The organism is Actinomadura hibisca NBRC 15177 (assembly GCF_001552635.1).
GTDB classification, from domain to species: Bacteria; Actinomycetota; Actinomycetes; order Streptosporangiales; family Streptosporangiaceae; genus Spirillospora; species Spirillospora hibisca.
The window spans coordinates 1-22879 of record NZ_BCRO01000060.1 but is presented as its reverse complement, the minus strand read 5'-3'; the positions used below and the strand labels follow the sequence as shown (position 1 = coordinate 22879).

Below are 22879 nucleotides of genomic sequence, written 5' to 3'. Positions count from 1 at the left end.
GGGCCGCAAAAGCTCCTATCCGGCCGCGAGGGACCGCCAGTCGATCTCGGGACGGTCCGGCGCCACGATCGCCAGGGACTGGCCGCCGCGCACCGTCTCGCCGGGCTCGGCCGCCAGCCGGAAGTGGGCGTTGGGACGGTGCGAGTCGCCGACCGCCAGCAGCGTGCTCCCCCGGTGCAGCAGGAAGACGGCCACGTCCAGGCGGGCCCACTCCCCCGCGCCCTCGGGCACGTCCACCCGGAACAACGTCGAGTCGGAGTCCAGCGTGCTGGCCAGGTTGTGGTAGATCGAGGCGACGCCCGGGTTGCGGACGGCGACGGCGATCACGGCCGGGTCGTCCACGTCCACCGGCTCGATGTCGGGGTCGATCAGGCCGAGCGCCTCGGCGATCTCGGCGCGGTGGCCGCCGTCGTGCACGCCCGCCAGCAGGTGCGGCCGGGCGGACCCGGCGCGGCGCAGGTGGGCCTGCACGCCGAGCATGACGCGGACGGTCTCGTCGTCGGTGCGGCCGATGACCAGCACGGTGCGGGCCGCCGCCAGGCAGGCCCGGTCGTAGGCGCCGTCGTCGTGCGCGACGACGTCGTACAGGTCAGGGTCGGGATTCTCACCGGACAGCTGGTCCGGCCAGAAGACGGCGACCACCGGCGTGCGGGCGTAGGCGGGGTCGGCGCGGAGCTGGCCGATGACCGCGCGCAACCCCGCGCGCTCGTAGCCGACGACCACCAGGTGCCGTTCGTGGTGCAGCCGAGCCCGGCCCGTCGCCTTCATGGTCCTGCCCTTCGCCATCCAGAGCGTGAGTTCCGCGAACAACATCAGCCCCGCGGTGAGCCCGGCGCCGATGACGATCGCGCCGCCGATCCGGCCGCCGGGCGTGGTGGGCGACAGGTCGCCGTAGCCGGTGGTGGTGCCGCTGACGAAGAAGTACCAGAGGTAGTGCAGCGGCTGTTTGAGCTCCGAGCCGGGAGGCTCGAACGCGGCGATCAGCAGCCAGCCGAGCAGGCCGGCGAGCAGCAGGACCAGCGCGGGCGCGCGCCAGGAGCGCGCGGCGATCCGATGGGCCAGCCGCAGGAGGAGATACGGCATCGGCGGCCGTCCTGTCGGGTGCGTGCGGAAGGTGCGTCGCAGCTTGACAAAACGGACATCAATCGTCAAGACCGGCGGATCCTTCCGGCCGCCCCGCGCCCGCTGTTTCGGGGGCGGGGACGGCCGGAAGGCCCGGGATCACAGGGCCGCGAGGGCCTTGCGGTACTCGTCGAGGTCGCGGGCGTCCGGGATGGCGTTCTCGACCTTCCAGCGGACGACGCCCTCGGTGTCGATGATGAAGGTGCCGCGCGTGGCCAGGCCCTTCGTCTCGTCGAACACCCCGTAGCTCTGCGCCACGCCGCCGTGCGGCCAGAAGTCCGACAGCAGCGGGAACTGGTACTTCTCCTGGTCGGCCCAGGCCCGCAGCGCGAACACCGAGTCGACCGAGACCGCCAGCACCTGCACGTCGTCCCCGCCGAGCGTGGGCAGCTCGTCCCGGATGGCGCACAGCTCACCGGTGCACACGCCGCTGAACGCCAGGGGGTAGAAGACCAGGACGACGGTCTTGTCGCCCCGGAAGTCCGACAACTTGACCGGCGTGCCGTGCTGGTCCTTCAGCTCGAAGTCCGGCGCGAGGTCGCCTACGTTGACCGCCAATGCCTCTCCCGCGTTAAGAGATCCCGCCCCGGAGGCGGGAACGTGCGCGCCCACGGGCGTGGGCACGGCGGTCAGTCTGCCACCCACCGCAGGAAGGCGAACGCGCCGGTGGGGCGGGAGGCTCCGCCGGTGGGGCGGGAAGCGTGCCGGTAGAGCGGGAGGCCCCGTCAGTAGGGCGGGAAGCGTGCCAGCAGAGCGGGAAGCCGCGCCGGTGGGCGGGAGCCGCCGTGGGGTAGTGCCAGGCGGCGCTGGGCGGCCGTAGGACGGTCGCGAGGCGTCAGGGTGGAGCGGCGGTGCGGGGAACCGCCTTCACCCCATGCAGAACAGGCCCCTTGGCGGACGTCAGGACGTCGCCGTGGGGCGCGGTGGGCGCGCCGCCGTCACGGGCCGGTGGCCGTCGAGCGGGGCACCGGCCGCGCGCCGGGCGGTCGCGCGGTCGTGGCCGGACCGGCCCCGGAGCCCGCGAACGTGGGACCGGGACCGGTCGGCCTACTTGCGAACCTTCGGTGCGACCAGGCGCGTGCCGGACCACTCCTGGGCGGCGCTGACGCTGCTGGTCTGGGACAGCCCGGCCGTCTGGGCGGCCTCGCCGATGTCGCTCGGCTCGACGTGCCCGTCCCGGCCCGCCTTGGGCGTCAGCAGCCAGATGTGGCCACCGTCGGTCAGGGCGCCCATGGCGTTGGTGAGTTCGTCGAACAGGTCGCCGTCCTCTTCCCGCCACCACAGCAGGACGACGTCGACCACTTCCTCGTAGTCCTCGTCGACGAGCTCGGTCCCGGTGACGGCCTCGATGGCCTCCCGGAGCTCCTCGTCGACGTCGTCGTCGTAGCCGATCTCCTGCACCACCTGGCCCGGTTTGAGACCGAGCCGATCGGCCAGGCTGCGCTCAGACTGCGCCTGGCCCGCGGTCGCGCTCACGAAAGTCCTCCCATGGTCGATAGTCCGCGGTGCGCCGGACCCTGGTACGGCCCCGGTCCGGGGCGGCCCGCTCCGGCATCACCGCGTGGTTTGCGGGACAGTCCACACAAGTAAGGGCCCCTAGCGCAAGTGTCTTCCCGGCATTTGGTGGCCTCATTGGCCCGATCGCACGGTCCCGCGTCATCGGACACCACCAGAGCGTAACAACCCACGCTCATCCCGCGAGGAAGGACAAGCGCACCTGGCGCTCGGGGTTGTCCACGTTGAGGTCGACCAGGGCGATCGACTGCCAGGTGCCGAGGGCCAGCTCCCCGTCCAGCACCGGCACGGTGGCGTAGGGCGGGATCAGCGCCGGCATGACGTGCGAGCGGCCGTGCCCGCGCGAGCCGTGCCGGTGCCGCCAGCGGTCGTCGGCGGGCAGCAGGTCGCCGAGGGCGGCCAGCAGGTCGTCGTCGCTGCCCGCCCCCAGCTCCAGGATCGCCACGCCCGCGGTGGCGTGCGGCACGAACACGTGCAGCAGCCCGTCCCCGCCGGCCTCGGCGGCGAACCGCCCGCACTCGGCGGTCAGGTCGTGCACGACCTCCCGGTTCCCGGTGGTCACCTGGACCACGACGCTCTTCATGATCGGGTGTCTACCCGATCGTGCGGCCGAGATTCCTCGGGCCCTCCTCCACCACCGCGTCCGGGCCCGGGAAGACCAGGGCCGTGCGGCCGTCGTCGAAGCGCACCACGAACGGCGGGCCGCCGCCCGCGCCGCGCACCTCGACGATCTCCCCCGCCCGATCGGGCTGCCCCACCGTGTTGCCGTGCACGTGCAGCCGGTCGCCGACCGATGCGTTCATCGCCGTCCTCCCCAGGCGCGCGGGCCTCCCGGGAGGCCGTCCGGGCGTGTCGAGGACTCCACCCTCGTACGGTTCGGGGGCGGCGTCGAGGGGTAGTGGCGGGGCAGCGGGACGATCCACACGAAACTCCCCGAAAATTCCGGGCCCGCCGGTTCGCTCATCGGGGCTGACCGGCGAGAATGGTTACCGGTTGGTAGAGATGCGTTAGCCGCCACGAACGGCGACGATGGATCACGAACCATGGCGACGAACAGTCGTTTTGCAGAAGACGGTAAGGACAGAGGGGACCCCGTGGCTTCCGGACGTCAACGCTTTTCGATCATCAGCGACGGCCTGCCGAGCCAGCTGCCCGACATCAACCCGGACGAGACCCGGGAGTGGCTGGAGTCGCTGGACACGGTCATCAAGACCGAGGGCCGCGGCAGGGCCCGCTACGTGATGTTGCGCCTGCTGGAGCGCGCGCGCGAGCAGCAGGTCGGCGTGCCCAGCCTGCGCAGCACCGATTTCATCAACACCATCCCGCCCGAGCGCGAGCCCTGGTTCCCCGGAGACGAGCACGTCGAGCGCCGCATCCGCGCCTACATCCGGTGGAACGCGGCGATCATGGTGTCCCGGGCCAACCGCCCGAACCTGGGCGTGGGCGGCCACATCGCCACCTACGCCTCGGCCGCCTCGTTGTACGAGGTGGGCTTCAACCACTTCTTCCGCGGCAAGGACCACGGCGAGTCCGGCGACCAGGTGTTCCTCCAGGGCCACGCCGCGCCGGGCATCTACGCGCGCGCGTTCCTGGAGGGCCGCCTCCCCGAGGACAAGCTGGACGGGTTCCGCCAGGAGATCTCGCACCCGGGCGGCGGGCTGTCGTCCTACCCGCACCCGCGGCTGATGCCGGACTTCTGGGAGTTCCCCACGGTGTCCATGGGCCTCACCGCGATCGACTCGGTGTACCAGGCCCGGTTCAACCGGTACCTGTACAACCGCAAGATCAAGGACACCTCCCGCTCGCACGTGTGGGCGTTCCTGGGCGACGGCGAGATGGGCGAGCCCGAGTCGCTGGGCGCCATCGGCCTGGCCGCCCGCGAGGAGCTGGACAACCTGACCTTCGTGGTCAACTGCAACCTCCAGCAGCTCGACGGCCCGGTGCGCGGCAACGGCAAGATCATCCAGGAGCTGGAGTCGTTCTTCCGCGGCGCCGGCTGGAACGTGATCAAGGTCGTCTGGGGCCGGGACTGGGACCCGCTGCTGGCGCAGGACGCCGACGGCGCGCTGGTCAACAAGATGAACACCACCCCCGACGGCCAGTTCCAGACCTTCACCGTCGAGTCGGGCGAGTACATCCGCGACAAGTTCTTCGGCGACGACCCGCGGCTGCGCAAGATCGTCGCGCACCTGTCCGACGACGAGCTGCGCAAGCTGTCGCGCGGCGGGCACGACTACCGCAAGGTGTACGCGGCGTTCAAGGCCGCCCGCGAGCACGTGGGCCAGCCGACGGTGATCCTGGCGCACACCATCAAGGGCTGGACGCTCGGCTCGGACTTCGAGGCGCGCAACGCCACCCACCAGATGAAGAAGCTCACCAAGGCCGAGCTGAAGGAGTTCCGGGACCGTCTGTATCTGGACATCCCCGACTCCGCCCTCGAAGGCGACCTGCCGCCCTACTACCACCCGGGCGAGGACTCCGACGAGATCCAGTACATGCGCGAGCGGCGGGCCGCGCTGGGCGGGTTCCTGCCCAAGCGCGTGGTGCGCGCCAAGCCGCTGAAGCTGCCCGGCGACGCGGTGTACAGCGAGCTGAAGAAGGGCTCGGGCAAGCAGAACGTCGCCACCACCATGGCGTTCGTCCGGCTGCTCAAGGACCTGATCAAGGACGGGAACATCGGCGCCCGCTTCGTGCCGATCGCGCCGGACGAGTACCGCACCTTCGGCATGGACGCGATGTTCCCCACGTCGAAGATCTACTCGCCGCACGGGCAGACCTACGACGCGGTGGACCGCAAGCTGCTGCTGTCGTACAAGGAGTCCGAGCAGGGCCAGATGTTGCACGAGGGCATCAGCGAGGCCGGCTCGATGGCGTCGATGATCGCCGCCGGCACCGCCTACGCCACGCACAGCGAGCACATGATCCCGGTCTACATCTTCTATTCGATGTTCGGGTTCCAGCGCACCGGCGACCAGATGTGGGCGCTGGGCGACCAGATGGGCCGCGGCTTCCTGCTCGGCGCGACCGCGGGCCGCACCACGCTGACCGGCGAGGGCCTGCAGCACGCCGACGGGCACTCCCCGCTGATCGCGGCGACCAACCCCGCCTGCGTGCACTACGACCCGACCTGGGCGTTCGAGCTGGCGCACATCACCCAGGACGCGCTGCGCCGCATGTACGGCTCCACCGAGGAGCACCCGCACGGCGAGGACGTGTTCTACTACCTCACCGTCTACAACGAGCCGTACCAGCAGCCGGCCGAGCCGGAGAACATGGACGCCGAGGGCATCGTCAGGGGCCTGTACCGCTTCCAGGAGGGGTCGGTCGAGGGCAACGGCGACGCGCCCAGGGCGCAGATCCTGGCCTCGGGCGTGGCGGGCCGCTGGGCGCTGGAGGCGCAGCGCCTGCTGGCCGAGGACTGGGGCGTGGCCGCCGACGTGTGGTCGGCGACCTCGTGGAACGAGCTGGCCCGCGACGCGGCCGCGACCGACCGCTGGAACCTGCTCAACCCCGACGCCGAGCCGCGCACCCCGTACGTCACGCAGAAGCTGGCCGACGCGCAGGGGCCGATCGTCGCGGTGTCGGACTTCATGCGGGCCGTCCCGGACCAGATCGCCCAGTGGGTGCCCGGGGACTACTCCTCGCTCGGCACCGACGGGTACGGGTTCTCCGACACCCGCGCCGCCGCCCGCCGCTTCTTCCACGTGGACTCGGCCTCGATCGTGCTGGCCGTGCTCACCCGCCTGGCGGCGCAGGGCGACGTCAAGCACGAGGTGCTCCAGCAGGCGATCGAGCGCTACCGCCTCGACGCCGACGTGAGCACCGTGTTCGCCGGCGGCGTGCAGACCGCCGAGAGCAACACCGGCGGCGAGTCCTGACCGGCGGCGCGTGCTGACACCGGGGCAGGCCGCCGGGATCACGGAGGTGTAGGCCGTGATCTGGTGACCCGCCCCGGGAAGGGCCCTCCGAAGCCTTCGGAGGGCCCTTCCGCATGTCCGGGGCCACCGCACGACGGAGGCAATGAAGCCGGTGAAGGTGAAGGGGGTGGGTGGCGGTCCGTCAGGGGGACGGGGGCGGGGAGTAGACGCCGAACTCGTTGCCCGCCGGGTCGGCGATCGTGGCGAACACCAGGCCGCTCGGCGCGGTGATCGCGGGCACGACGACCTTGCCGCCCGCCGCCTCCGCCTTGGCGCAGGCCGCCGCCACGTCGCGCACCACGACCAGGAAGTTGGCGTGGTTGCTCTCGGGGTCGGTGGCCGTCATGCCGCCGCTGGGCTGCTCGTCGCCCCGGAAGCTGATCAGCGAGTAGGCGTCCTTCGGGTCCAGGGTGAACTTCCAGCCGAACAGCTCGCTGTAGAAGCGCTGGGCCGTCGCCGAGTCGTCGGTGCCGATCTGGAACCAGTTGACGGTGTCGTAGGCGGGGGTGGTCATGGGTCGCTCCGTTCGGGTGGGTGTGCCTTCCCCCTCAGGGTCGAACAGGTGGGCGACAACCCTGTGTCGGTGTTTCTCAGACGAATTCCAGCGCGCGGATGCTGAGCGCGGCCGGCCCGTCGGCCACGTCCTCGAAGGCGCGCTCGGGCGCGGGCTCCTCCAGCAGGACGGCCCGGCGCACACGGTCGATCCGGAACATCCGTCCCTCGCCGCGCAGCCGGCACCAGCCGATCAGGTACCAGCGCAGCGACGCCGCCGTGAAGGCCACCGGCTCGACGTCGCGCTCGGTCTCGGCGCCGGAGCCGTCGACGTAGGTCAGCCGCACCACGCGCCGGGCCGCCATCGCCTCCTCCAGCACCGCGGGCACCGAGCCCGGGGCGGGCTCGTCCGGCGCCTCCACGAAGCGGATGCGCCCGGCCAGCCGCCGCGCGGTCGCGCCGTCGGCCGCCGACATCGCCGCGACGATCTTGTGCAGGGCGGTGCGGGCGCTGCGCGAGAACGGCGAGCCCTGCGCGCGGCCCAGCGTGATCGCGACGGCGACGGCCTCGGCCGGGGTGAAGTTCAGCGGCGGCAGCGTGCGGCTCTTGTCCAGCGTGTAGCCGCCGCTGCGGCCGACGTCGGAGTAGATCGGCACGCCCGCCTGCTGGAGCGCGCCGATGTCGCGCTCGATCGTGCGGACGCTGACCTCGTAGCGGGCGGCCAGCTCGCGGGCGGTCCGGCGGCGGGGCGCGCAGGCGCGCAGCTCCTCCACCAGCGCGTACAACCGGTCGGTGCGGTTCACGCCGCGACCGTACGCGCCGCCTCCGACATTTCTCAGAGCGAGCGCAGGAACTCCAGCAGCGCCCGGTTGACCTCGGCGGGCCGCTCCTGCTGCGTCCAGTGGCCGCAGCCGGGCAGCCAGACGGTGTCGCGCAGGTCCGGCACGAAGGTCTTCAGCCGGTCGATGGCGTCCCGCGCGCCGACCGCCACCATGTCGCGGTCGCCGGTGATGTAGAGGGCGGGCGGGGTGATCGGGGCGCGGTGCCAGGCGGCCGTCAGGTCCCAGTTGCGGTCCAGGTTCCGGTACCAGTTGAGGGGGCCGGTGAAGCCGCTGTCGGCGTATTCGGCCACGTAGGCGGCGATGTCGTCCTCGGTCAGCCACGGCGGGAGCTCGGCGGGCTGCGGGCACACGTCCAGGAAGCCGCCGCCTTCGGGGATGAACGGCAGGAAGTCGGGCGCGTCGCCGGACGCGGCGTACAGCAGGCCCCGGAACGTCGCCGCCGGGTCCCGCTCCAGCTCCGCCTCGGGGACGTCCGGCCGCTGGAAGTGCACCATGTAGAACCCGTCGCCGAACACCCGGCGCATCGTCTCCACCGGCGGCCTGGACGAGCGCGGCCGGTGCGGCACCGACAGCGCCGCCACTCCCCTGACCTTGTCGGGCCGCAGCTGCGCGACCGCCCAGGCCACCGGCGCGCCCCAGTCGTGGCCGACGACCACGGCCCGCTCCTCGCCGAGCGCGTCGATCAGCCCGACGGCGTCGCCCGCCAGGTGCAGGATCGAGTACTGGTCCACCGCGTCGGGCCCGCCGGTCCGCCCGTAGCCGCGCTGGTCGGGCGCGACGGCGTGGAAACCGGCCTCGGCCAGGGCGGTGAGCTGGTGCCGCCAGGAGTACCAGCACTCGGGGAAACCGTGCAGCAGCAGGACCAGGGGCCCCTGCCCGGCTTCGGCCACATGCATGGTCAGCCCGCTGGCCGACGTGACGGAGCGGTGCGTGATCTCGGTCATCGTTTCCTCCCGGTGGCGGTCGGTCCACGCTAGTCCGCCCGGATGCACGCCCTTCGACCGGCGGTGGGCGAAGCGGCGACCCCCTACCCCGGTATGACGCCACCTGGCTCCCCGGTGTCATCCGGCGGCGCCCGCCCGGTCCCTACCCTGTGACCATGACCGGCGAGAACTCCGACGAAACGGGCAGGTTGCGCACCCTGCTGGTGGGCGTGCTGGACGCCGCCGTGACCGGGAGGGCCGATCCCGTCCCCGCGCACCGGCCCTGGCCCCGCTGGCTGGCCTGGACACGCTGGATCGGCGTCGGCCGCCTGCCCTACGGCCTGGTGGTCGCCCTCGTCGGCATCGGGCTCACCGTCGCCCTGACCGCCGGTTCGTACTCGCTGCTCCAGACCGAGACCGCCAGGCGCGGTCTGCACCCCGGCGACCGCACCCTGCTGTTCTCGGCGGCCCTGGTGTGCCTGCCGCTGCTGCTGCGCGACCGGCATCCGCTGGCCGCCTGGCGGCTGAGCTTCCTGGCGATGGCGCTGGTCGACGTCGGCGACTGGCTGACGGTCCCCTACGTCCCCGCCGGGTCGTTCGTCGCGATGGCCTGCCTGTACACGGTGGCGGTGCGCTGCCCCCGGAACGTCACGGTCGGGGCGGGGCTGATCTCGCTGGCGGGAGCGTTGATCAAGGACGCGCAGAGCGCGCCCGGCGCGATCCTGCTGCTGCTGCTCGCGCTGCTGGTCGGCTACACCGTCCGGCTGCGCACCTCCGCCCGGCGCGCGCTGGCGGAGCAGGAGAAGCGGCACCAGGACGCCGAGGCCGTGCTGACCGAGCGCCAGCGCATCGCCCGCGAGCTGCACGACGTGGTCGCGCACCACATGTCGATGATCGCCATCCAGGCCGAGGCCGCCCCCTACAAGGTCGCCGAGCTGCCCGACGAGACCCGGACCGACCTCGCCGAGATCCGCGCGACCGCGCTGGACGCCCTCACCGAGCTGCGCCGCGTCCTCGGCGTGCTCCGCTCGGCCGACGGCGCCGAGACCGCGCCGCAGCCCGGCCTCGACCGGCTGGACGAGCTGGTCGCGCACGCCCGCGGCACCGGCCTCGCCGTCACCGAGCACCGGGCGGGCGACCTGGACCGGCTGCCGCCGGGCGTCGCCCTGACCGCCTACCGGATCGTCCAGGAGGCGCTGAGCAACGCGATGCGGCACGCCCCCGGCAGCCGGGTCCGGCTCAACGCCGAGCGCGCGGGCGGCATACTTCGGCTGGAGATCGTCAACGGGCCCGCCCCGCCCGGCCGGCGGCCGACCCCCTCGCCCCCCGGCGGCGGGCACGGCCTGGTCGGGATGCGCGAGCGGGCCGCGATGCTGGGCGGCACGCTGGCCGCCGGGCCCACGCCAGAAGGGGGATTCGCCGTGACCGCCGCCCTGCCCGTGAAGGACCCCCGATGAGCGTGCGCGTGGTGATCGTGGACGACCAGGGCATGGTGCGCACCGGCTTCGGCGTGCTGCTGAACGCCCAGCCCGACATCGAGGTGGTGGGCGAGGCCGTCAACGGTGCCGAGGGCCTGCGCGTGATCGCCGAACTGCGGCCCGACGTGGTGCTGATGGACGTGCGGATGCCGGTCATGGACGGCCTGGCCGCCACCCGCGCCCTGCTGTCGGAGCCCGGCGACGCCGAGCGCCCCAAGGTCCTGATGCTCACCACCTTCGACCTGGACGACTACGTCTACGAGGCGCTGCGCGCCGGGGCCAGCGGGTTCCTGCTCAAGGACGCCTCGGCCGGGGAGCTGGCCGAGGCGGTGCGGGTGGTGGCGGCGGGCGACGCGTTGTTGTCGCCGTCGATCACCAGGCGGCTGATCGCGGAGTTCTCCCGGCTGGGCGCGCCGCGCGCCCCGTCCCGCGAGCGGCTGGAGGCGCTGACCGAGCGGGAGACCGAGGTGCTGGCGCTGGTGGCGCGCGGGTTGTCCAACGGCGAGATCGCCGCCGAGCTGGTGGTGGCCGAGCAGACCGTCAAGACGCACTTCGGCCGCATCCTGATGAAGCTGGGCCTGCGCGACCGGCCGCAGGCGATCGTCTACGCGTACGAGGTGGGGCTGGTGCGACCCGGCGATTGACGCCTGCCGGTAGACCGCGTCATACCCCGGTGGTACGTCCGAAGACGGCACCGCCGGTTGATCTGCACGAGGGGTCCCGATTTCTAGCTTCCTGGTGAACGCACTCCGCTGACCAGGAAGGCCCCCTGATGCACAGGTACGCGGCGGTATCGGCGGTTCTGGCGGTGACGGCCTCGGTCACCTCCGCGCAGGCCGGGTCGGGTCCCTACGCCGCGCCCGCCGCGCTGCCGGAGCTGTCGTCGTCCGCGCTGGCGGCCCGTTACAACGCCGTCCGGCACGACATCGGGCGGGCCCGCGCGACCGCCGAGCGCGTCGGCGACACCGGCCGCGCCCGCGCCCTCGGGGCCTTCCTGAAGCCGGGCCGCCGGTTCCTGTCGTTCGACGCGCGCGGCCACGGCCGCGTCGTGGAGGTCCTGGGCGACCTCGGACGCGCCGACCGGATCGCGGTCGTGGTCCCCGGCGCGGACGGCAACCTCACCAACTTCGACTCCTGGAAGTGGGCGGGCGGAGGCGCACGCGCCCTCCAGGAGCAGGCCCGCCGCACCGCGCCCGGCACGCGGCTGACGGTAGTGGCCTGGCTCGGCTACGACTCCCCGTCCACGCTCAGCCCGGCCGTCCTAGGCACCGGGCACGCCGACGACGCGGCCCGCGACCTGCGCACCCTGATCGCCGGGTTCGGCAGGACCAGTCCGGGCGCGAGGATCGGCCTGCTGTGCCACAGTTACGGCTCGGTGGTGTGCGGCCGCGCCAAGGGCCTGCCGGTGGACGAGATCGCCCTCTACGGCAGCCCCGGCACCACCGCCGGATCGGTCGCCGACCTGAGGACGACCGCCAAGGTCTGGGCGGGCCGCGCCCGAGGCGACTGGATGCAGTACATCCCGAAAGTCCGGATGGCCGGGCTGGGCTTCGGCCGTGACCCGCTCTCCCCCGCTTTCGGCGCGCGCCGTTTCGACGCCGGGGCCGGTCCGCACAGCGCCTACCTCAAGCCCGGATCGACCGCGCTGCGCAACCTCGCCCTGATCGCGCTCGGCCGGGACGCGGAGGTGCGGCATGGCTGACCACGAGAGCCCCCGCGCCGCCAAGGTCCTCGGCTTGCCCGCCTGGCACGCCGCCCGCTACCAGCGCCTGAGCGAACCCCGCTCGAACGAGTCCTGCCCGAACGAGCCCCACCCGAATGGGTACCGCCCGGCGAGCGCGTTCGACCGCTTCGCCGCGCGCGTCGACGCCGCCACCCCCGCCCACCGCGACCGGGCCGTGGACGCCCTGCGCGCCCTGGCGATCCTCGGCGTCGTCCTCGGCCACTGGCTGATCACCGCGCTCACCGCCACCGGCGGCGGGCTGCGCACCGTCAGCCCGCTGGCCGAGCGGCCCGCGCTCACGCCCGTCTCCTGGGTGCTCCAGACCCTGGCGGTCTTCTTCCTGGTCGGCGGATACGGGGCCGCCAAGGGCCTGCGGCCGGGTGTGGCCCCCTTCGCCTGGGCGAAGCAACGCCTGGCGCGGCTGTGGCGGCCGGTGCCGCTGCTGCTGATCGTCTGGGTTCCGGCGGCGCTCGCCCTGTGGCTGGGCGGCTTCCCGCCCGGCACGGTCCGGACTCTGGTGAAGCTCGTGCTCAGCCCCCTGTGGTTCCTGATCGTCTACGGCGTGCTGACGGCGCTGGCCCCGCTCGTCTCAGTGGCCTGGTTCCGGTACCGGTGGCGGCTCCCCGTCGCGGCCGTGGCGGCGACGGCGCTGGTGGACGTGGTCCGCTTCGGGCTGGACGGCCCGGCCTGGCTCGGCTGGGCGACGGTCCTGACCGGCTGGCTGGTGCCGTTCTCGCTGGGCGTGGCGTGGGCGCACGGCGCGTTCGCGGGCGTCCGCGCCGCCGCCTTCCTGCTGGTGGGCGGCGCGCTCGCCACCGTCGGTCTGGTGTTGTGGGCCGGATATCCCGCCAGCATGGTCGGGGTGCCGGGCGCGGAGGTCTCCAACCTCAACCCGCCGACGCTGGCGGCCGTGGCGTTCGGGCTCGCGCAGACCGGCCTCGCTCTGCTGCTGCGCGGACCGCTCACCCGCTGGACGCGCCGCCCGCGCGCCTGGGCGACGGTCGCGGCCGCCAACCTGGGCGCGATGACCGTCTTCCTGTGGCACCAGACCGCCATGATGTCGGTCACCGTCGTCCTGCTGCTGGCCGCCGGGCCGCTGCCGGGCCTGCACGACTGCCCCGACGACCCGGGATGGCCCCTGGCGAGGCTGCTGTGGCTGCCCGCGTTCGCGCTCGCGCTCGCGCTGGCGGGCCTCGCCGCCCTAGCGCACGGCCGCCGCCGATCGGAACGATCTTGAGCCAAACTTCCGGGCCGCTCCGTACATCTCATGGAGGAGCCGCGTCCCCGAACACGCTGCCCGACCCCCGGTTTCCCGGAGCACCCCAGGACATCCGGTAGAAAGACAGGCCATGCCGCCCCACCTGCCGAGCCGCCTCCCAGCACGCCTGCCGGCCCGCCCCGCCTCCCCGCCGCGCCGCGCCCGCCGCCTGCGCCGGTTCCTGGCGTGCGCGGTCACCATCGGCGGCGTGCTGCTGACGACCGCCGGGACCGGCCACGCCGACCCGTACGCGGCCCCCGGGCCCGTGCCGACGCTGGCGCCGTCCACCCTGGACGCCCGGTACGCCGCCGAGCGCCGCTCGATCGAGCTGGCGCTGGAGACCGCCCACAAGGTGCACGACCGCGACCGCGCCAAGGCGCTCGGCGCGTTCCTCCAGCCGGGCCGCCGGTTCCTGTCGTTCGACGCGCGCGGCCGAGGCCAGGCCGTCGAGGTGGTCGGCGACCTGACCCGCGCCCGCCGGGTGGCGCTGCTGGTGCCCGGCGCCGACACCACCCTCAGCGGCTTCGACTTCAAGGCCGGACGGCCCTGGGCCGCGCCCGGCGGCGGCATCCGCGCCGTCTACGATCAGGCGCGCCGCTCCTCCCCCGGCACCGACCCCGCCACCGACCTCGCCGTCGTCGCCTGGCTCGGCTACGCCTCCCCCAAAACTTTCAGCAGCGACGTGCTGACCGACGAGCGCGCCCAGCAGGGCGCGGCCGAACTGCGCCGCTTCCTGGTGGGCGTGCACGGCGTCAACCCCGGCGCCCGCTTCGGGCTGCTGTGCCACAGCTACGGCTCGGTGGTGTGCGGCCGCGCCGCGCTGGAGGGCCGCGGGCCGGACGGGGCGGCCTGGCGCGCGGTCACCGACATCGCCCTGTTCGGCAGCCCCGGCACCACCGCCGTGCGCGCCTCCCAGCTCGGCCGCACCGCCCGCGTCTGGGCCGGGCGCGGCAGCGGCGACTGGATGGAGGGCGTCCCGCACGTGCGGTTCCTCGGCCTCGGCCTGGGCGCCGACCCGGTCTCCGGACCGTTCGGCGCCCGCGTCTTCGACGCCGGGACCGCAGGTCACAGCGACTACCTGGCCCCCGGATCGACGTCGCTGCGCAACCTCACCGCCATCGCCCTCGGCCACTCCGCCGAGGTGTCCCGGCACTGACCGGGACCGGCCACCGGTCCGCCGGAGCCCCACGGCGGCCGTCGCTCCCGCCCTTTCCCGGCGGCGCGTCCGGGCCCGTCGTGCCGGGCCATCGCCCGGGTGATGGCACCCTTGGTCGGGTGGACACCGCGAACGAGGCCGCCATCCGCGAGCAGACGACCGCCCGCCTGGAGAAGGCCATGGGCACCTTCGGCACCGCAGCGCTGGCCAGCATGGAGGAGCAGCTCCCCTGGTTCCGGCGGATGCCGCCGGAGCAGCGCTCCTGGATCGGCCTGGTCGCCCAGGCGGGCATCGCCGCGTTCGTCGAGTGGTTCAAGAGCGCCGAGCAGTCGAAACCGGCGATCGCCGGGGAGGTGTTCGGCACCGCGCCCCGGGAGCTGATGCGGGCGATCAAGCTCAAGCACACCATCGACATGGTCCGGGTGATCATCGACGTGGTGGAGACCCGGCTGGGCGAGCTGGCCGCGCCCGGCGGCGAGCCCCAGCTCCGCGAGGCGATCCTGCGCTACACCCGGGACGTGGCGTTCGGCGCCGCCCAGGTCTACGCCCAGGCCGCCGAGACGCGCGCCGCCTGGGACGCCCGGCTGGAGGCCCTGGTGGTCAACGCCGTGCTGCGCGGCGAGGTCGACGACGGCATGCACTCCTGGGCCGCCGCGCTCGGCTGGACCTCCAAGCCCGTCACCGTGATCGCCGGGTACACCTCCGAGGACGAGGAGCCCGAGGTCAGCATCGACCAGATGCAGCTGGCCGCCCGCCGCGCGCGGGTGGACGTGCTGGCCGGGGTGCAGGGCCGCCGCGTCGTGGTGATCGTCGGCGGGGCCGACGACCCGCTGGAGGCCGCCCGCCCCATCGCCGCCAAGTGCGGGCCCGGCCCCGTCGTGGTCGGCCCCCCGGTCGACGACCTGTACGACTCCACCGTCTCGGCCCGCGCCGCGATGGCCGGGCTGCGCGCCGCCGCCGGCTGGCCGGACGCGCCGCGCCCGGTGCTGGCCTCGGAACTGCTGCCCGAACGGGCCCTGGACGGCGACGACGCCGCCCGCCGCTACCTGGTCGAGCACGTCTACAACCCGATGAAGGCCGCCGGGGCCCCGCTGCTGGACACCCTGGCCACCTACCTGGAGCAGGGTTCGTCACTGGAGGCGACCGCGCGGCTGCTGTTCGTCCACCCCAACACGGTGCGTTACCGGCTGCGCCGGGTCACCGAGCTGACGGGCCTCGCCCCCACCGACGGCCGCAACGCCTTCACGCTGCGGATCGCGCTGGTCCTGGGACGGTTCGCCGCCCGCCTCCCGCGCACCTGACGCGCGCCTCCCGGGGCCCGCGGGCCATCCGCGCCACGGAATGTCCCCTTCTCCCGCCTTGTAGAGGTCGTACAAACCCCTCCGGCGAAACTTCGTACCGATCCGCATCGGCAGGGCCCGCCCGCAACGGGCAGGCTTATCGCTGTGATTCTCCTCGCATCGCCCGGCCAGGGCGCCCAGTCCCCCGGATTCCTGCAGCCGTGGCTTGAGGTACCCGGAGTCGCCGACCGGCTCGCCTGGTGGTCGGCGGTCACGGGCCTGGACCTGGTCCGCTACGGCACCACCGCCGACGCCGAGGAGATCCGCGACACCGCCGTCGCGCAGCCCCTGCTGGTCGGCGCGGCGCTGGCGGCCTACGAGGCCCTCTACCCCGACGGCGGGCGGCCCGACGCCGTCGCCGGGCACAGCGTCGGCGAGCTGGCCGCCGCCGCGATCTCCGGGGTGCTGTCCCCCGAGGCCGCGCTGGTGCTGGTCCGCGAGCGCGGCCGCGCCATGGCCGAGGCCGCCGCCGTCACCGAGACCGGCATGACCGCCGTGCTGGGCGGCGACGCCGACGAGGTCCTCGCCGCCATCGAGAAGCACGGCCTCACCCCCGCCAACGTCAACGGCGCGGGCCAGGTCGTCGCCGCCGGGACCATGGCGCAGCTCGCCGGGTTCGCCGACGAGCCGCCCGCCAAGGCGCGGCTGCGGTCCCTGTCGGTCGCGGGCGCCTTCCACACCGAGCACATGGCCCCCGCCGTGGCGACGCTGGAGCGGCTGGCCCCCGGCGCGCCGGTCGCCGACCCGGCGATCACGCTGCTGTCCAACCGCGACGGCGCGGTCGTCGACTCCGGCCGCGACTACCTGGCGCGGCTGGTCGCCCAGGTCAGCGCCCCGGTCCGCTGGGACGCCTGCATGGCGACCATCCGCGAGCTGGGCGTCACCGCGATCATCGAGCTGCCGCCCGCGGGCACGCTGGTGGGCCTCGCCCGCCGCGAGCTGAAGGGCGTGGAGCTGCTCGCCCTGAAGAGCCCCGAGGACCTCGACAAGGCCCGCGAGCTGATCAAGGCGCACACCTCGTGAGCGCCCCCAGACCGCTCCGGCTGCGCATGCCCGAGCTCGCGCCCGGCTCCCGCGTCCTGGCCTTCGGCGACTACCAGCCCGCCAACGTCGTCACCAACGACGACCTGGCCAAGCTGATGGACACCAACGACGAGTGGATCCGCAGCCGCGTCGGCATCGAGGAGCGCCGGATCGCCGGCCCCGAGGAGACCATCGCCGACATGGCCGTGCACGCCGGCGGCAAGGCGCTGGCGGCGGCCGGGCTCCCGGCCGAGGACGTCGACCTGGTCATCCTGGCGACCTGCTCCAACGAGACGCCGCTGCCCAACAACGCCGCCACCGTCGCGCACCGGCTGGGCATCCCCGCCCCCGGCGCCTACGACCTCAACGCCGCCTGCTCGGGCTTCTGCTACGCGCTGTCGGCCGCCGACTCGGCGATCCGCACCGGCGCCGCCCGCAACGTGCTGGTGATCGGCGCCGAGAAGATGTCGCAGTGGCTGGACTGGACCGACCGCTCCACCAGCATCATCTTCGCCGACGGCGCGGGCGCCGCGGTCGTCGGCCGCAGCGCCGAGCCGGGCGTCGGCCCGGTGGTGTGGGGCAGCGCCGGCGACCAGTCCGACCGCATCCAGGTCAAGAACCGGCAGTCGTTCATCCTGCAGGACGGCCAGGCGGTCTTCCGCTGGGCCACCACCGCCATCGCGCCCGTCGCGCTGGAGGCGTGCGAGCGCGCCGGGGTGGCCCCCGAGGACCTGGCGGCGCTGGTGCCGCACCAGGCCAACCTGCGCATCATCGACGCCATCGCCCGCAAGGTGAAGGCCGTCAACGCGGTGGTCGCCCACGACATCGTGCGCTCGGGCAACACCTCGGGCGCCTCGATCCCGATGGCGCTGGCCCGCATGATCGAACGCGGCGACGTGCCGTCCGGCGCCCCGGCCCTGCTGATCGGGTTCGGCGCCGGATTGGCCTACGCTGCCCAAGTCATCCAGATCCCCTAGCGCCGTCCGCGCCGGCTCTGGACCAACCCACGAAGGAGAACGGAAACACCATGGCAGTTGCCACCGAGCAGGAGATCCTCGACGGCCTGGCCGCGATCATCGACGAGATCGTCGGCATCGACAAGTCCGAGGTCACCCCGGAGAAGAACTTCATCGACGACCTCGACATCGACTCCCTGTCGATGGTAGAGATCGCGGTGGCCGCGCAGGACCAGTTCGGTGTCGAGATCCCCGACGACGAGCTGCGCAACCTGAAGACGGTCAAGGACGTCATCAACTTCGTCCAGAACCTGCAGCAGCAGGGCTAGCCGCAGGAGCGGCGCGCCGCCGACCCCCAGCGCGGGCCCACCGGGCCCCGCCCCGGTCCGACGGCGCGCCGCCACCGCACCCCCCAGTTTGCGAGGAGCACTCACTATGAGCAACAGCCCGACCACTGTCGTCGTGACCGGACTCGGCGCCACGACACCGCTCGGCGGAGACGTGCCGTCGACCTGGTCCGCGCTGCTCGCCGGCGAGTCCGGGGTGCGCAACCTTGACTGGGAAGGCGTCGAGGAGCTGCCGGTGCGGTTCGCCGCGCAGCTCAAGGTCGACCCGGCCGAGAGCATCCCGCGCCCGCAGCTGCGCCGCCTGGACCGCAACCAGGCCATCGCTTTGATCGCCGCGCGGGAGGCGTGGGCGGACGCCGGGTACGCGCCGCCCGCCGCCAAGAAGGGCCGCAAGGCCGCCGAGGAGGCCGCGGCCGCGCCCGAGGGCGCCACCGTGGACGGCGACCGGCTCGGCGTGGTGCTGTCCAGCGGCATCGGCGGCCTGCACACCGCCCTCAACAGCTACGACGTGTTCCGCGAGAAGGGCTGGTCGCGGGTCTCGCCCTTCACCGTGCCGATGCTGATGCCCAACGGCGCCTCCGGGCACGTCGGCATCGAGTTCGGCGCGATGGCCGGTTCGCACGCCCTGGTGAGCGCCTGCGCCTCCAGCGGCGAGGCCGTCGGCTACGCCATCGACATGATCCGCGCGGGCCGCGCCGACGTCGTGATCTGCGGCGGCACCGAGTCGTGCATCCACCCGTTGCAGATGGCGTCCTTCGGCGCGATGCGCGCGATGTCGACCCGCAACGACGAGCCCGAGCGCGCGTCCCGGCCCTACGACAAGAACCGCGACGGGTTCGTGCTCGGCGAGGGCGCGGCCGTGATGATCCTGGAGTCCGAGGAGCACGCCCGCGCGCGCGGCGCCCGCATCCACGCGATCGCGGCCGGCGCCGGCTACTCCGGCGACGCCTACGACATCGTGCTGCCCGACCCGAGCGGCGGCGGCCAGGCCAAGGCGATGCGCCGGGCGCTGACCGACGCGGGCCTGCGGCCCGAGGAGATCGTGCACGTCAACGCGCACGCCACCTCCACGCCCGCCGGCGACGTCCCCGAGCTGAACTCCATCAAGGCCGCGCTCGGCGAGGACGCCGCCGCCCGCATCAACGTCACCGCCACCAAGTCGATGACCGGCCACCTGCTGGGCGGCGCGGGCGCGCTGGAGTCGGTGATCACCATCCTGACGCTGCGGGAGGGCCTGGTGCCCGCCACCGCCAACCTGGAGGACCTGGACGACGAGGTCGACCTGGACATCGTGCGCGGCGAGCCGCGCAAGCTGCCCGACGGCCCGCTCGCCGCCCTCAACAACTCGTTCGGCTTCGGCGGCCACAACGTGTCGGTCGCCTTCCGCCGCGCCGTCTGAGCGAGACCCGCTCCGCCGTGCGCGCAGTGACCTAAGGAGCTTCCGACCGTGACCGTTCTCGACAACCGGCCGCTGACCCCGGCCACCGACCAGCAGGCCGACCTCGACCCGCGGCACCCGCGGCTCCGGCTCGTCGCGCTGTTCGACCAGGGCAGCTTCCGGCCGATCAACGACGAGAACGACGGCAGCGGCGCGCTCGCCGGCGTCGGGCGGGTCGAGGGCCTGCCGGTGGTGGCGTTCGCCTCCGACCCGCGCATCCAGGGCGGCGCGATGGGCGCGGCGGGCTGCGAGGCGATGGTGGCGGCCTACGACCACGCCGTCCGCGAGCGGCTGCCCATCATCGGGCTGTGGCACTCGGGCGGCGCGCGCCTGGCCGAGGGCGTGGAGTCGCTGCACGCCGTCGGCCAGGTGTTCGCGGCGATGACGCGGGCGTCCGGCATCGTCCCGCAGATCTCGGTGGTGCTCGGCGCGGCCGCGGGCGGCGCCGCCTACGGCCCGGCGCTCACCGACATCGTGGTGTTGTCCCAGGGCGGCAAGATCTTCGTCACCGGCCCGGACGTGGTCCGCTCGGTCACCGGCGAGGAGATCGACATGGCGGGCCTGGGCGGCCACGAGCCGCACTCCCGCAAGTCCGGCGTGGTGCACGTGGTCGCCAAGGACGACACCGAGGCGATCGCGCAGGGCCGCAAGCTCGCGGTGCTGCTCGGCCACCAGGGGCGGCTGCGCACCGACGAGGTCGTCGAGCGCGACTTCTCCACGCTGCTGCCGGACAACCCGCGCCGCGCCTACAGCGTGATGCCGCTGGTCAAGGGCGTGGTGGACAGCGAGGACTCCTACGTCGAGCTGCACCCCAAGTGGGCGCCCAACATCGTGACCTCGCTGGGCCGCCTCGGCGGCCGCACGGTCGGGATCATCGCCAACAACCCGCTGCGGTTGGGCGGCTGCCTGGACGCCACGTCGGCGGAGAAGTCGGCGCGGTTCGTGCGGATGTGCGACGCGTTCGGCGTGCCGCTGGTGGTGCTGGTGGACGTGCCCGGCTACCTGCCGGGCGTGGGCCAGGAGCACGACGGCGTGGTGCGGCGCGGGGCGAAGCTGCTGCACGCGTTCGCGGCGGCGACGGTCCCGCGGGTCACGCTGGTGACGCGCAAGGCGTACGGCGGCGCGTACATCGCGATGAACTCGCGCTCGCTGGGCGCGACCAAGGTGTTCACCTGGCCGAGCGCGGAGTTCGGCGTGATGGGCGCGGTCGCGGCGGTGCGGGTGCTGCACCGGCGCAAGCTCGCGGCCGTCTCGGAGGAGGAGCGCCCGGCGCTGGAGGCGGAACTGGCCGCCGAGCACGAGAAGCTCTCCGGGGGGCTGGAGCGGGCCCGCGAGCTGGGCGTCATCGACGAGATGGTGAGCCCGACGGAGACGCGCATGGCGCTGGCGCGCGCCATCGCCGAGGCGATCCCGGCGCGGGGGACGCACGGCAACATTCCGTTGTAGGTAGGGCTTAGGGGGAGGCTCCCGGATCCGTGTGGGTCCGGGGGCTTTCTGCATTGCGAGGGACTTCCTGCGTTGTGACGGCCTGCAGGCGCCGACGTCCAGAGACGGCGTTCGGGCGCGAGCGTCCAGGGACGGCGTTCAGGTGCAAGCGGCCGGATATGGCGTTCAGGCACGGGCATCCACGACGCGGGCGAGCAGGTCGCGCAGGTGGCGCCGGTCGGCGTCGGGGAAGGCGAACAGTTCGGCGGCCTCGGCCTGGCTGCGCTCCAGCAGCAGGTCCCGCCGCCGCGCGCCTTCCTCGGTGAGCACCAGGTGCTTGACCCGCCGGTCGTGCGGGGCGGGCTGCCGTGTGACCAGGCCGCGGCGCTCCAGGCCGTCCACGATGCCGGTCACGTTCGAGGCGTCGCAGTGCAGGCGGTCGGCCATCTCGCGCATCGGGACCGGCTCGCACAGCGTGGACAGGGCCAGGGCCTGGGCGGGCGGCAGGTCCAGCTCGGCCGCCGCCGCGTTGAACTCCGCGCTCAGCCGCCCGGCGACCTGGAAGACGAGGTCGGTCAGCTCGGCGACGATCGGCGTAACGCTCATGCCCCGATCCTACGTTCTCCTTCACCCACTTGATTATTGAGGTTCTCAAGTATGTGGGTTACGCTCCTCAAAAACTTGAGAACCCCAACTATGTAGTCACTCAAGGAGGAGCCGTGTCCGCAACACTCAGCACCACCGGCATCGGCACGAGCGCCCGCCGCGGCCGACGCGCGCTCGCCGTGGCCGGGGCGACCGTGGCGAGCGCCGTCGTATGGGCGGTCGGCGAACCGCTGCTCGGCAACGACCTGGTCGTCTCCTCGCCCGGCCAGGACCCGCAGGACCTGGGAGCGGCCGCGTTCATCGTGATGGCCCTGGCGTTCTCGCTGCTGGGCTGGGGCCTGCTCGCCGTGCTGGAGCGGGTGGCGCGCCGCGCCGCCACGATCTGGACGGTCGTCGCCTCACTTTTCCTGCTGCTGTCGTTCGTGCCACTGTTCACCGTGGAGGCGACCGGCGGGAGCAAGGCCGTACTGGCGCTCGCACACGTGGCGGTCGCGGCCGTCCTGATCCCCGTCTTCCGATTGACCGCGAAGGAGCGCCCGTGACGACGCACGACGAAGAGGTCATCGACAACACCACCGGCTGGGTCGCCGCGCACATCCGCACCTACGTCGAGAGCGACGGCGCGAAGGGCCACATGTACCAGGGCCTGCCGTCGCTGCTGCTCACCACGCGGGGCCGCCGGTCCGGCAAGCTGCGGCGCACCGCGCTGATCTACGGCCGCGACGGCGACCGGCTCCTGCTGGTCGCCTCGAACGGCGGCGCGCCCCGGCACCCGGCGTGGTACCTGAACCTGTCCGAGAATCCGGAAGTGCACCTACAGGTCGGGGCCGACAAGTTCCGCGCGCGGGCACGCGACGCGACGGCGGCGGAGCGACCGGAGCTGTGGCGCACGATGGCGGAGATCTTCCCGCAGTACAACGCCTATCAGGCCAAGGCGGGGCGGGAGATTCCTTTGGTGGTGCTGGAGCGACTACCGGAGGGATAAGCGCCTTCGCTAGAACCCCGGCAGGGGGACGCCGTCCCCCTACAACCCCCTGACAGAGAGCTCCGCCCCCTGCACCCCTCAAGGCCACCCCGGCTCCGCCCGCCCTACCAGCCCACACAACACCATGCCTACAGAGCTTGCACGGTTCGTCTTCTATAGACCTTGCACAGTTCACGTCCCTAGAACCCGGTTGTTCCCGCGCCACCGTGACGTGGTTGTGTGGCGGAGCCGGTTCCGGGGGTGTGGGGGCGGAGCCCCCGCCTCGGTAAGTAAACACAGCAGGGCTTCGCCCTTCTGCTGTTCCGGGGATGTAGGGGGTGGGCCCCCTGCCGG

General features: G+C 73.2%; 23 protein-coding genes. 14 read left to right on the top strand and 9 right to left on the bottom strand.

Translation table 11 applies throughout. From position 1 onward, the window contains the following. Positions 1-15 precede the first annotated feature (15 nt). From AH6_RS26660 to AH6_RS26640, 5 genes are all read right to left on the bottom strand, one after another. Positions 16-1083, bottom strand: coding sequence for a potassium channel family protein (locus tag AH6_RS26660; RefSeq protein ID WP_067485134.1), 1068 nt, complete (start codon positions 1081-1083; stop codon positions 16-18). 138 nt (positions 1084-1221) lie between these two features. Continuing rightward, complete coding sequence (locus AH6_RS26655) at positions 1222-1680, bottom strand: peroxiredoxin (protein WP_067485130.1); 459 nt, start codon at positions 1678-1680, stop codon at positions 1222-1224. A 489-nt stretch (positions 1681-2169) separates the two neighbouring features. Further along, positions 2170-2598, bottom strand: coding sequence for a DUF3052 domain-containing protein (locus AH6_RS26650; protein WP_067485128.1), 429 nt, complete (start codon positions 2596-2598; stop codon positions 2170-2172). A gap of 214 nt (positions 2599-2812) precedes the next feature. Beyond that, positions 2813-3220, bottom strand: a complete 408-nt coding sequence (locus tag AH6_RS26645) for a YjbQ family protein (protein ID WP_067485125.1) — start codon at positions 3218-3220, stop codon at positions 2813-2815. A gap of 10 nt (positions 3221-3230) precedes the next feature. Further along, the gene (locus tag AH6_RS26640; RefSeq protein WP_067485122.1) at positions 3231-3440 is read right to left on the bottom strand and encodes a DUF1918 domain-containing protein; all 210 of its coding nucleotides are present in this window, start codon (positions 3438-3440) and stop codon (positions 3231-3233) included. A 291-nt stretch (positions 3441-3731) separates the two neighbouring features. On the opposite strand from AH6_RS26640, the gene aceE reads away from it, so the two are divergent. Then, positions 3732-6515: a pyruvate dehydrogenase (acetyl-transferring), homodimeric type gene (gene aceE / locus AH6_RS26635; protein WP_067485119.1), complete on the top strand. Its 2784-nt coding sequence runs from the start codon at positions 3732-3734 to the stop codon at positions 6513-6515. Between the two features lie 181 nt (positions 6516-6696). Here the strand turns inward: aceE and AH6_RS26630 are convergent, their stop codons facing one another. The 3 genes from AH6_RS26630 to AH6_RS26620 all read right to left on the bottom strand — a co-directional run bounded on the left by AH6_RS26630 (position 6697) and on the right by AH6_RS26620 (position 8832). Further along, entirely contained in the window at positions 6697-7068 is a 372-nt protein-coding gene (locus AH6_RS26630; RefSeq protein WP_067485116.1) for a VOC family protein, read from the bottom strand. A 76-nt stretch (positions 7069-7144) separates the two neighbouring features. Further along, positions 7145-7849: a helix-turn-helix transcriptional regulator gene (locus AH6_RS26625; protein WP_067485114.1), complete on the bottom strand. Its 705-nt coding sequence runs from the start codon at positions 7847-7849 to the stop codon at positions 7145-7147. 32 nt (positions 7850-7881) lie between these two features. Beyond that, complete coding sequence (locus AH6_RS26620; RefSeq protein WP_067485111.1) at positions 7882-8832, bottom strand: alpha/beta fold hydrolase; 951 nt, start codon at positions 8830-8832, stop codon at positions 7882-7884. A 155-nt stretch (positions 8833-8987) separates the two neighbouring features. Between AH6_RS26620 and AH6_RS26615 the strand changes: the two genes are divergently transcribed. The 11 genes from AH6_RS26615 to AH6_RS26565 all read left to right on the top strand — a co-directional run bounded on the left by AH6_RS26615 (position 8988) and on the right by AH6_RS26565 (position 20976). Then, positions 8988-10268 (top strand): sensor histidine kinase, encoded by a 1281-nt coding sequence (locus AH6_RS26615; protein ID WP_083983492.1) that lies wholly within the window; start codon positions 8988-8990, stop codon positions 10266-10268. Further along, positions 10265-10933: a response regulator gene (locus AH6_RS26610; protein ID WP_067485108.1), complete on the top strand. Its 669-nt coding sequence runs from the start codon at positions 10265-10267 to the stop codon at positions 10931-10933. Before AH6_RS26615 ends, AH6_RS26610 begins: the two co-directional genes overlap by 4 nt. Before the next feature lie 128 nt (positions 10934-11061). Then, positions 11062-11991, top strand: coding sequence for an alpha/beta hydrolase (locus AH6_RS26605; protein WP_067485106.1), 930 nt, complete (start codon positions 11062-11064; stop codon positions 11989-11991). Continuing rightward, on the top strand, positions 11984-13249 hold the full coding sequence (locus AH6_RS26600; RefSeq protein WP_083983485.1) for an acyltransferase family protein: 1266 nt from the start codon (positions 11984-11986) through the stop codon (positions 13247-13249). The genes AH6_RS26605 and AH6_RS26600 overlap by 8 nt, the downstream gene beginning before the upstream one ends. A gap of 112 nt (positions 13250-13361) precedes the next feature. Beyond that, positions 13362-14426, top strand: a complete 1065-nt coding sequence (locus tag AH6_RS26595; RefSeq protein ID WP_083983484.1) for an alpha/beta hydrolase — start codon at positions 13362-13364, stop codon at positions 14424-14426. Between the two features lie 119 nt (positions 14427-14545). Beyond that, the gene (locus AH6_RS26590) at positions 14546-15727 is read left to right on the top strand and encodes a PucR family transcriptional regulator (protein WP_067485103.1); all 1182 of its coding nucleotides are present in this window, start codon (positions 14546-14548) and stop codon (positions 15725-15727) included. Between the two features lie 144 nt (positions 15728-15871). Next, a complete protein-coding gene (locus tag AH6_RS26585) occupies positions 15872-16789 on the top strand; it encodes an ACP S-malonyltransferase (RefSeq protein ID WP_067485099.1) in 918 nt (305 codons plus the stop codon). Between the two features lie 26 nt (positions 16790-16815). Further along, on the top strand, positions 16816-17766 hold the full coding sequence (locus tag AH6_RS26580) for a beta-ketoacyl-ACP synthase III (RefSeq protein ID WP_157431739.1): 951 nt from the start codon (positions 16816-16818) through the stop codon (positions 17764-17766). Positions 17767-17816: 50 nt separating this feature from the next. Further along, positions 17817-18074 (top strand): acyl carrier protein, encoded by a 258-nt coding sequence (locus tag AH6_RS26575; RefSeq protein ID WP_067485096.1) that lies wholly within the window; start codon positions 17817-17819, stop codon positions 18072-18074. Between the two features lie 106 nt (positions 18075-18180). After that, positions 18181-19491, top strand: coding sequence for a beta-ketoacyl-[acyl-carrier-protein] synthase family protein (locus AH6_RS26570; protein WP_067485093.1), 1311 nt, complete (start codon positions 18181-18183; stop codon positions 19489-19491). A gap of 48 nt (positions 19492-19539) precedes the next feature. Beyond that, the gene (locus tag AH6_RS26565) at positions 19540-20976 is read left to right on the top strand and encodes an acyl-CoA carboxylase subunit beta (protein WP_067485090.1); all 1437 of its coding nucleotides are present in this window, start codon (positions 19540-19542) and stop codon (positions 20974-20976) included. Between the two features lie 165 nt (positions 20977-21141). On the opposite strand, the gene AH6_RS26560 is transcribed toward AH6_RS26565, so the two are convergent. After that, positions 21142-21561, bottom strand: coding sequence for a MarR family winged helix-turn-helix transcriptional regulator (locus AH6_RS26560; RefSeq protein WP_067485087.1), 420 nt, complete (start codon positions 21559-21561; stop codon positions 21142-21144). 113 nt (positions 21562-21674) lie between these two features. Here AH6_RS26560 and AH6_RS44110 point away from each other — a divergent pair, with 113 nt between their 5' ends. Further along, the gene (locus AH6_RS44110) at positions 21675-22103 is read left to right on the top strand and encodes a DUF6069 family protein (protein WP_067485084.1); all 429 of its coding nucleotides are present in this window, start codon (positions 21675-21677) and stop codon (positions 22101-22103) included. After that, positions 22100-22546, top strand: coding sequence for a nitroreductase family deazaflavin-dependent oxidoreductase (locus tag AH6_RS44105; RefSeq protein WP_067485081.1), 447 nt, complete (start codon positions 22100-22102; stop codon positions 22544-22546). Before AH6_RS44110 ends, AH6_RS44105 begins: the two co-directional genes overlap by 4 nt. Positions 22547-22879 lie beyond the last annotated feature (333 nt).

Excerpts from the sequence above, each read along its gene's own strand:
- AH6_RS26660 (WP_067485134.1), bottom strand. The coding sequence starts at position 1,083 with ATGCCGTATCTCCTCCTGCGGCTGGCCCATCGGATCGCCGCGCGCTCC.
- AH6_RS26645 (WP_067485125.1), bottom strand. The coding sequence starts at position 3,220 with ATGAAGAGCGTCGTGGTCCAGGTGACCACCGGGAACCGGGAGGTCGTG.
- AH6_RS26640 (WP_067485122.1), bottom strand. The coding sequence starts at position 3,440 with ATGAACGCATCGGTCGGCGACCGGCTGCACGTGCACGGCAACACGGTG.
- AH6_RS26630 (WP_067485116.1), bottom strand. The coding sequence starts at position 7,068 with ATGACCACCCCCGCCTACGACACCGTCAACTGGTTCCAGATCGGCACC.
- AH6_RS26620 (WP_067485111.1), bottom strand. The coding sequence starts at position 8,832 with ATGACCGAGATCACGCACCGCTCCGTCACGTCGGCCAGCGGGCTGACC.
- AH6_RS26615 (WP_083983492.1), top strand. The coding sequence starts at position 8,988 with ATGACCGGCGAGAACTCCGACGAAACGGGCAGGTTGCGCACCCTGCTG.
- AH6_RS26610 (WP_067485108.1), top strand. The coding sequence starts at position 10,265 with ATGAGCGTGCGCGTGGTGATCGTGGACGACCAGGGCATGGTGCGCACC.
- AH6_RS26605 (WP_067485106.1), top strand. The coding sequence starts at position 11,062 with ATGCACAGGTACGCGGCGGTATCGGCGGTTCTGGCGGTGACGGCCTCG.
- AH6_RS26600 (WP_083983485.1), top strand. The coding sequence starts at position 11,984 with ATGGCTGACCACGAGAGCCCCCGCGCCGCCAAGGTCCTCGGCTTGCCC.
- AH6_RS26595 (WP_083983484.1), top strand. The coding sequence starts at position 13,362 with ATGCCGCCCCACCTGCCGAGCCGCCTCCCAGCACGCCTGCCGGCCCGC.
- AH6_RS26580 (WP_157431739.1), top strand. The coding sequence starts at position 16,816 with ATGCCCGAGCTCGCGCCCGGCTCCCGCGTCCTGGCCTTCGGCGACTAC.
- AH6_RS26575 (WP_067485096.1), top strand. The coding sequence starts at position 17,817 with ATGGCAGTTGCCACCGAGCAGGAGATCCTCGACGGCCTGGCCGCGATC.
- AH6_RS26570 (WP_067485093.1), top strand. The coding sequence starts at position 18,181 with ATGAGCAACAGCCCGACCACTGTCGTCGTGACCGGACTCGGCGCCACG.
- AH6_RS26560 (WP_067485087.1), bottom strand. The coding sequence starts at position 21,561 with ATGAGCGTTACGCCGATCGTCGCCGAGCTGACCGACCTCGTCTTCCAG.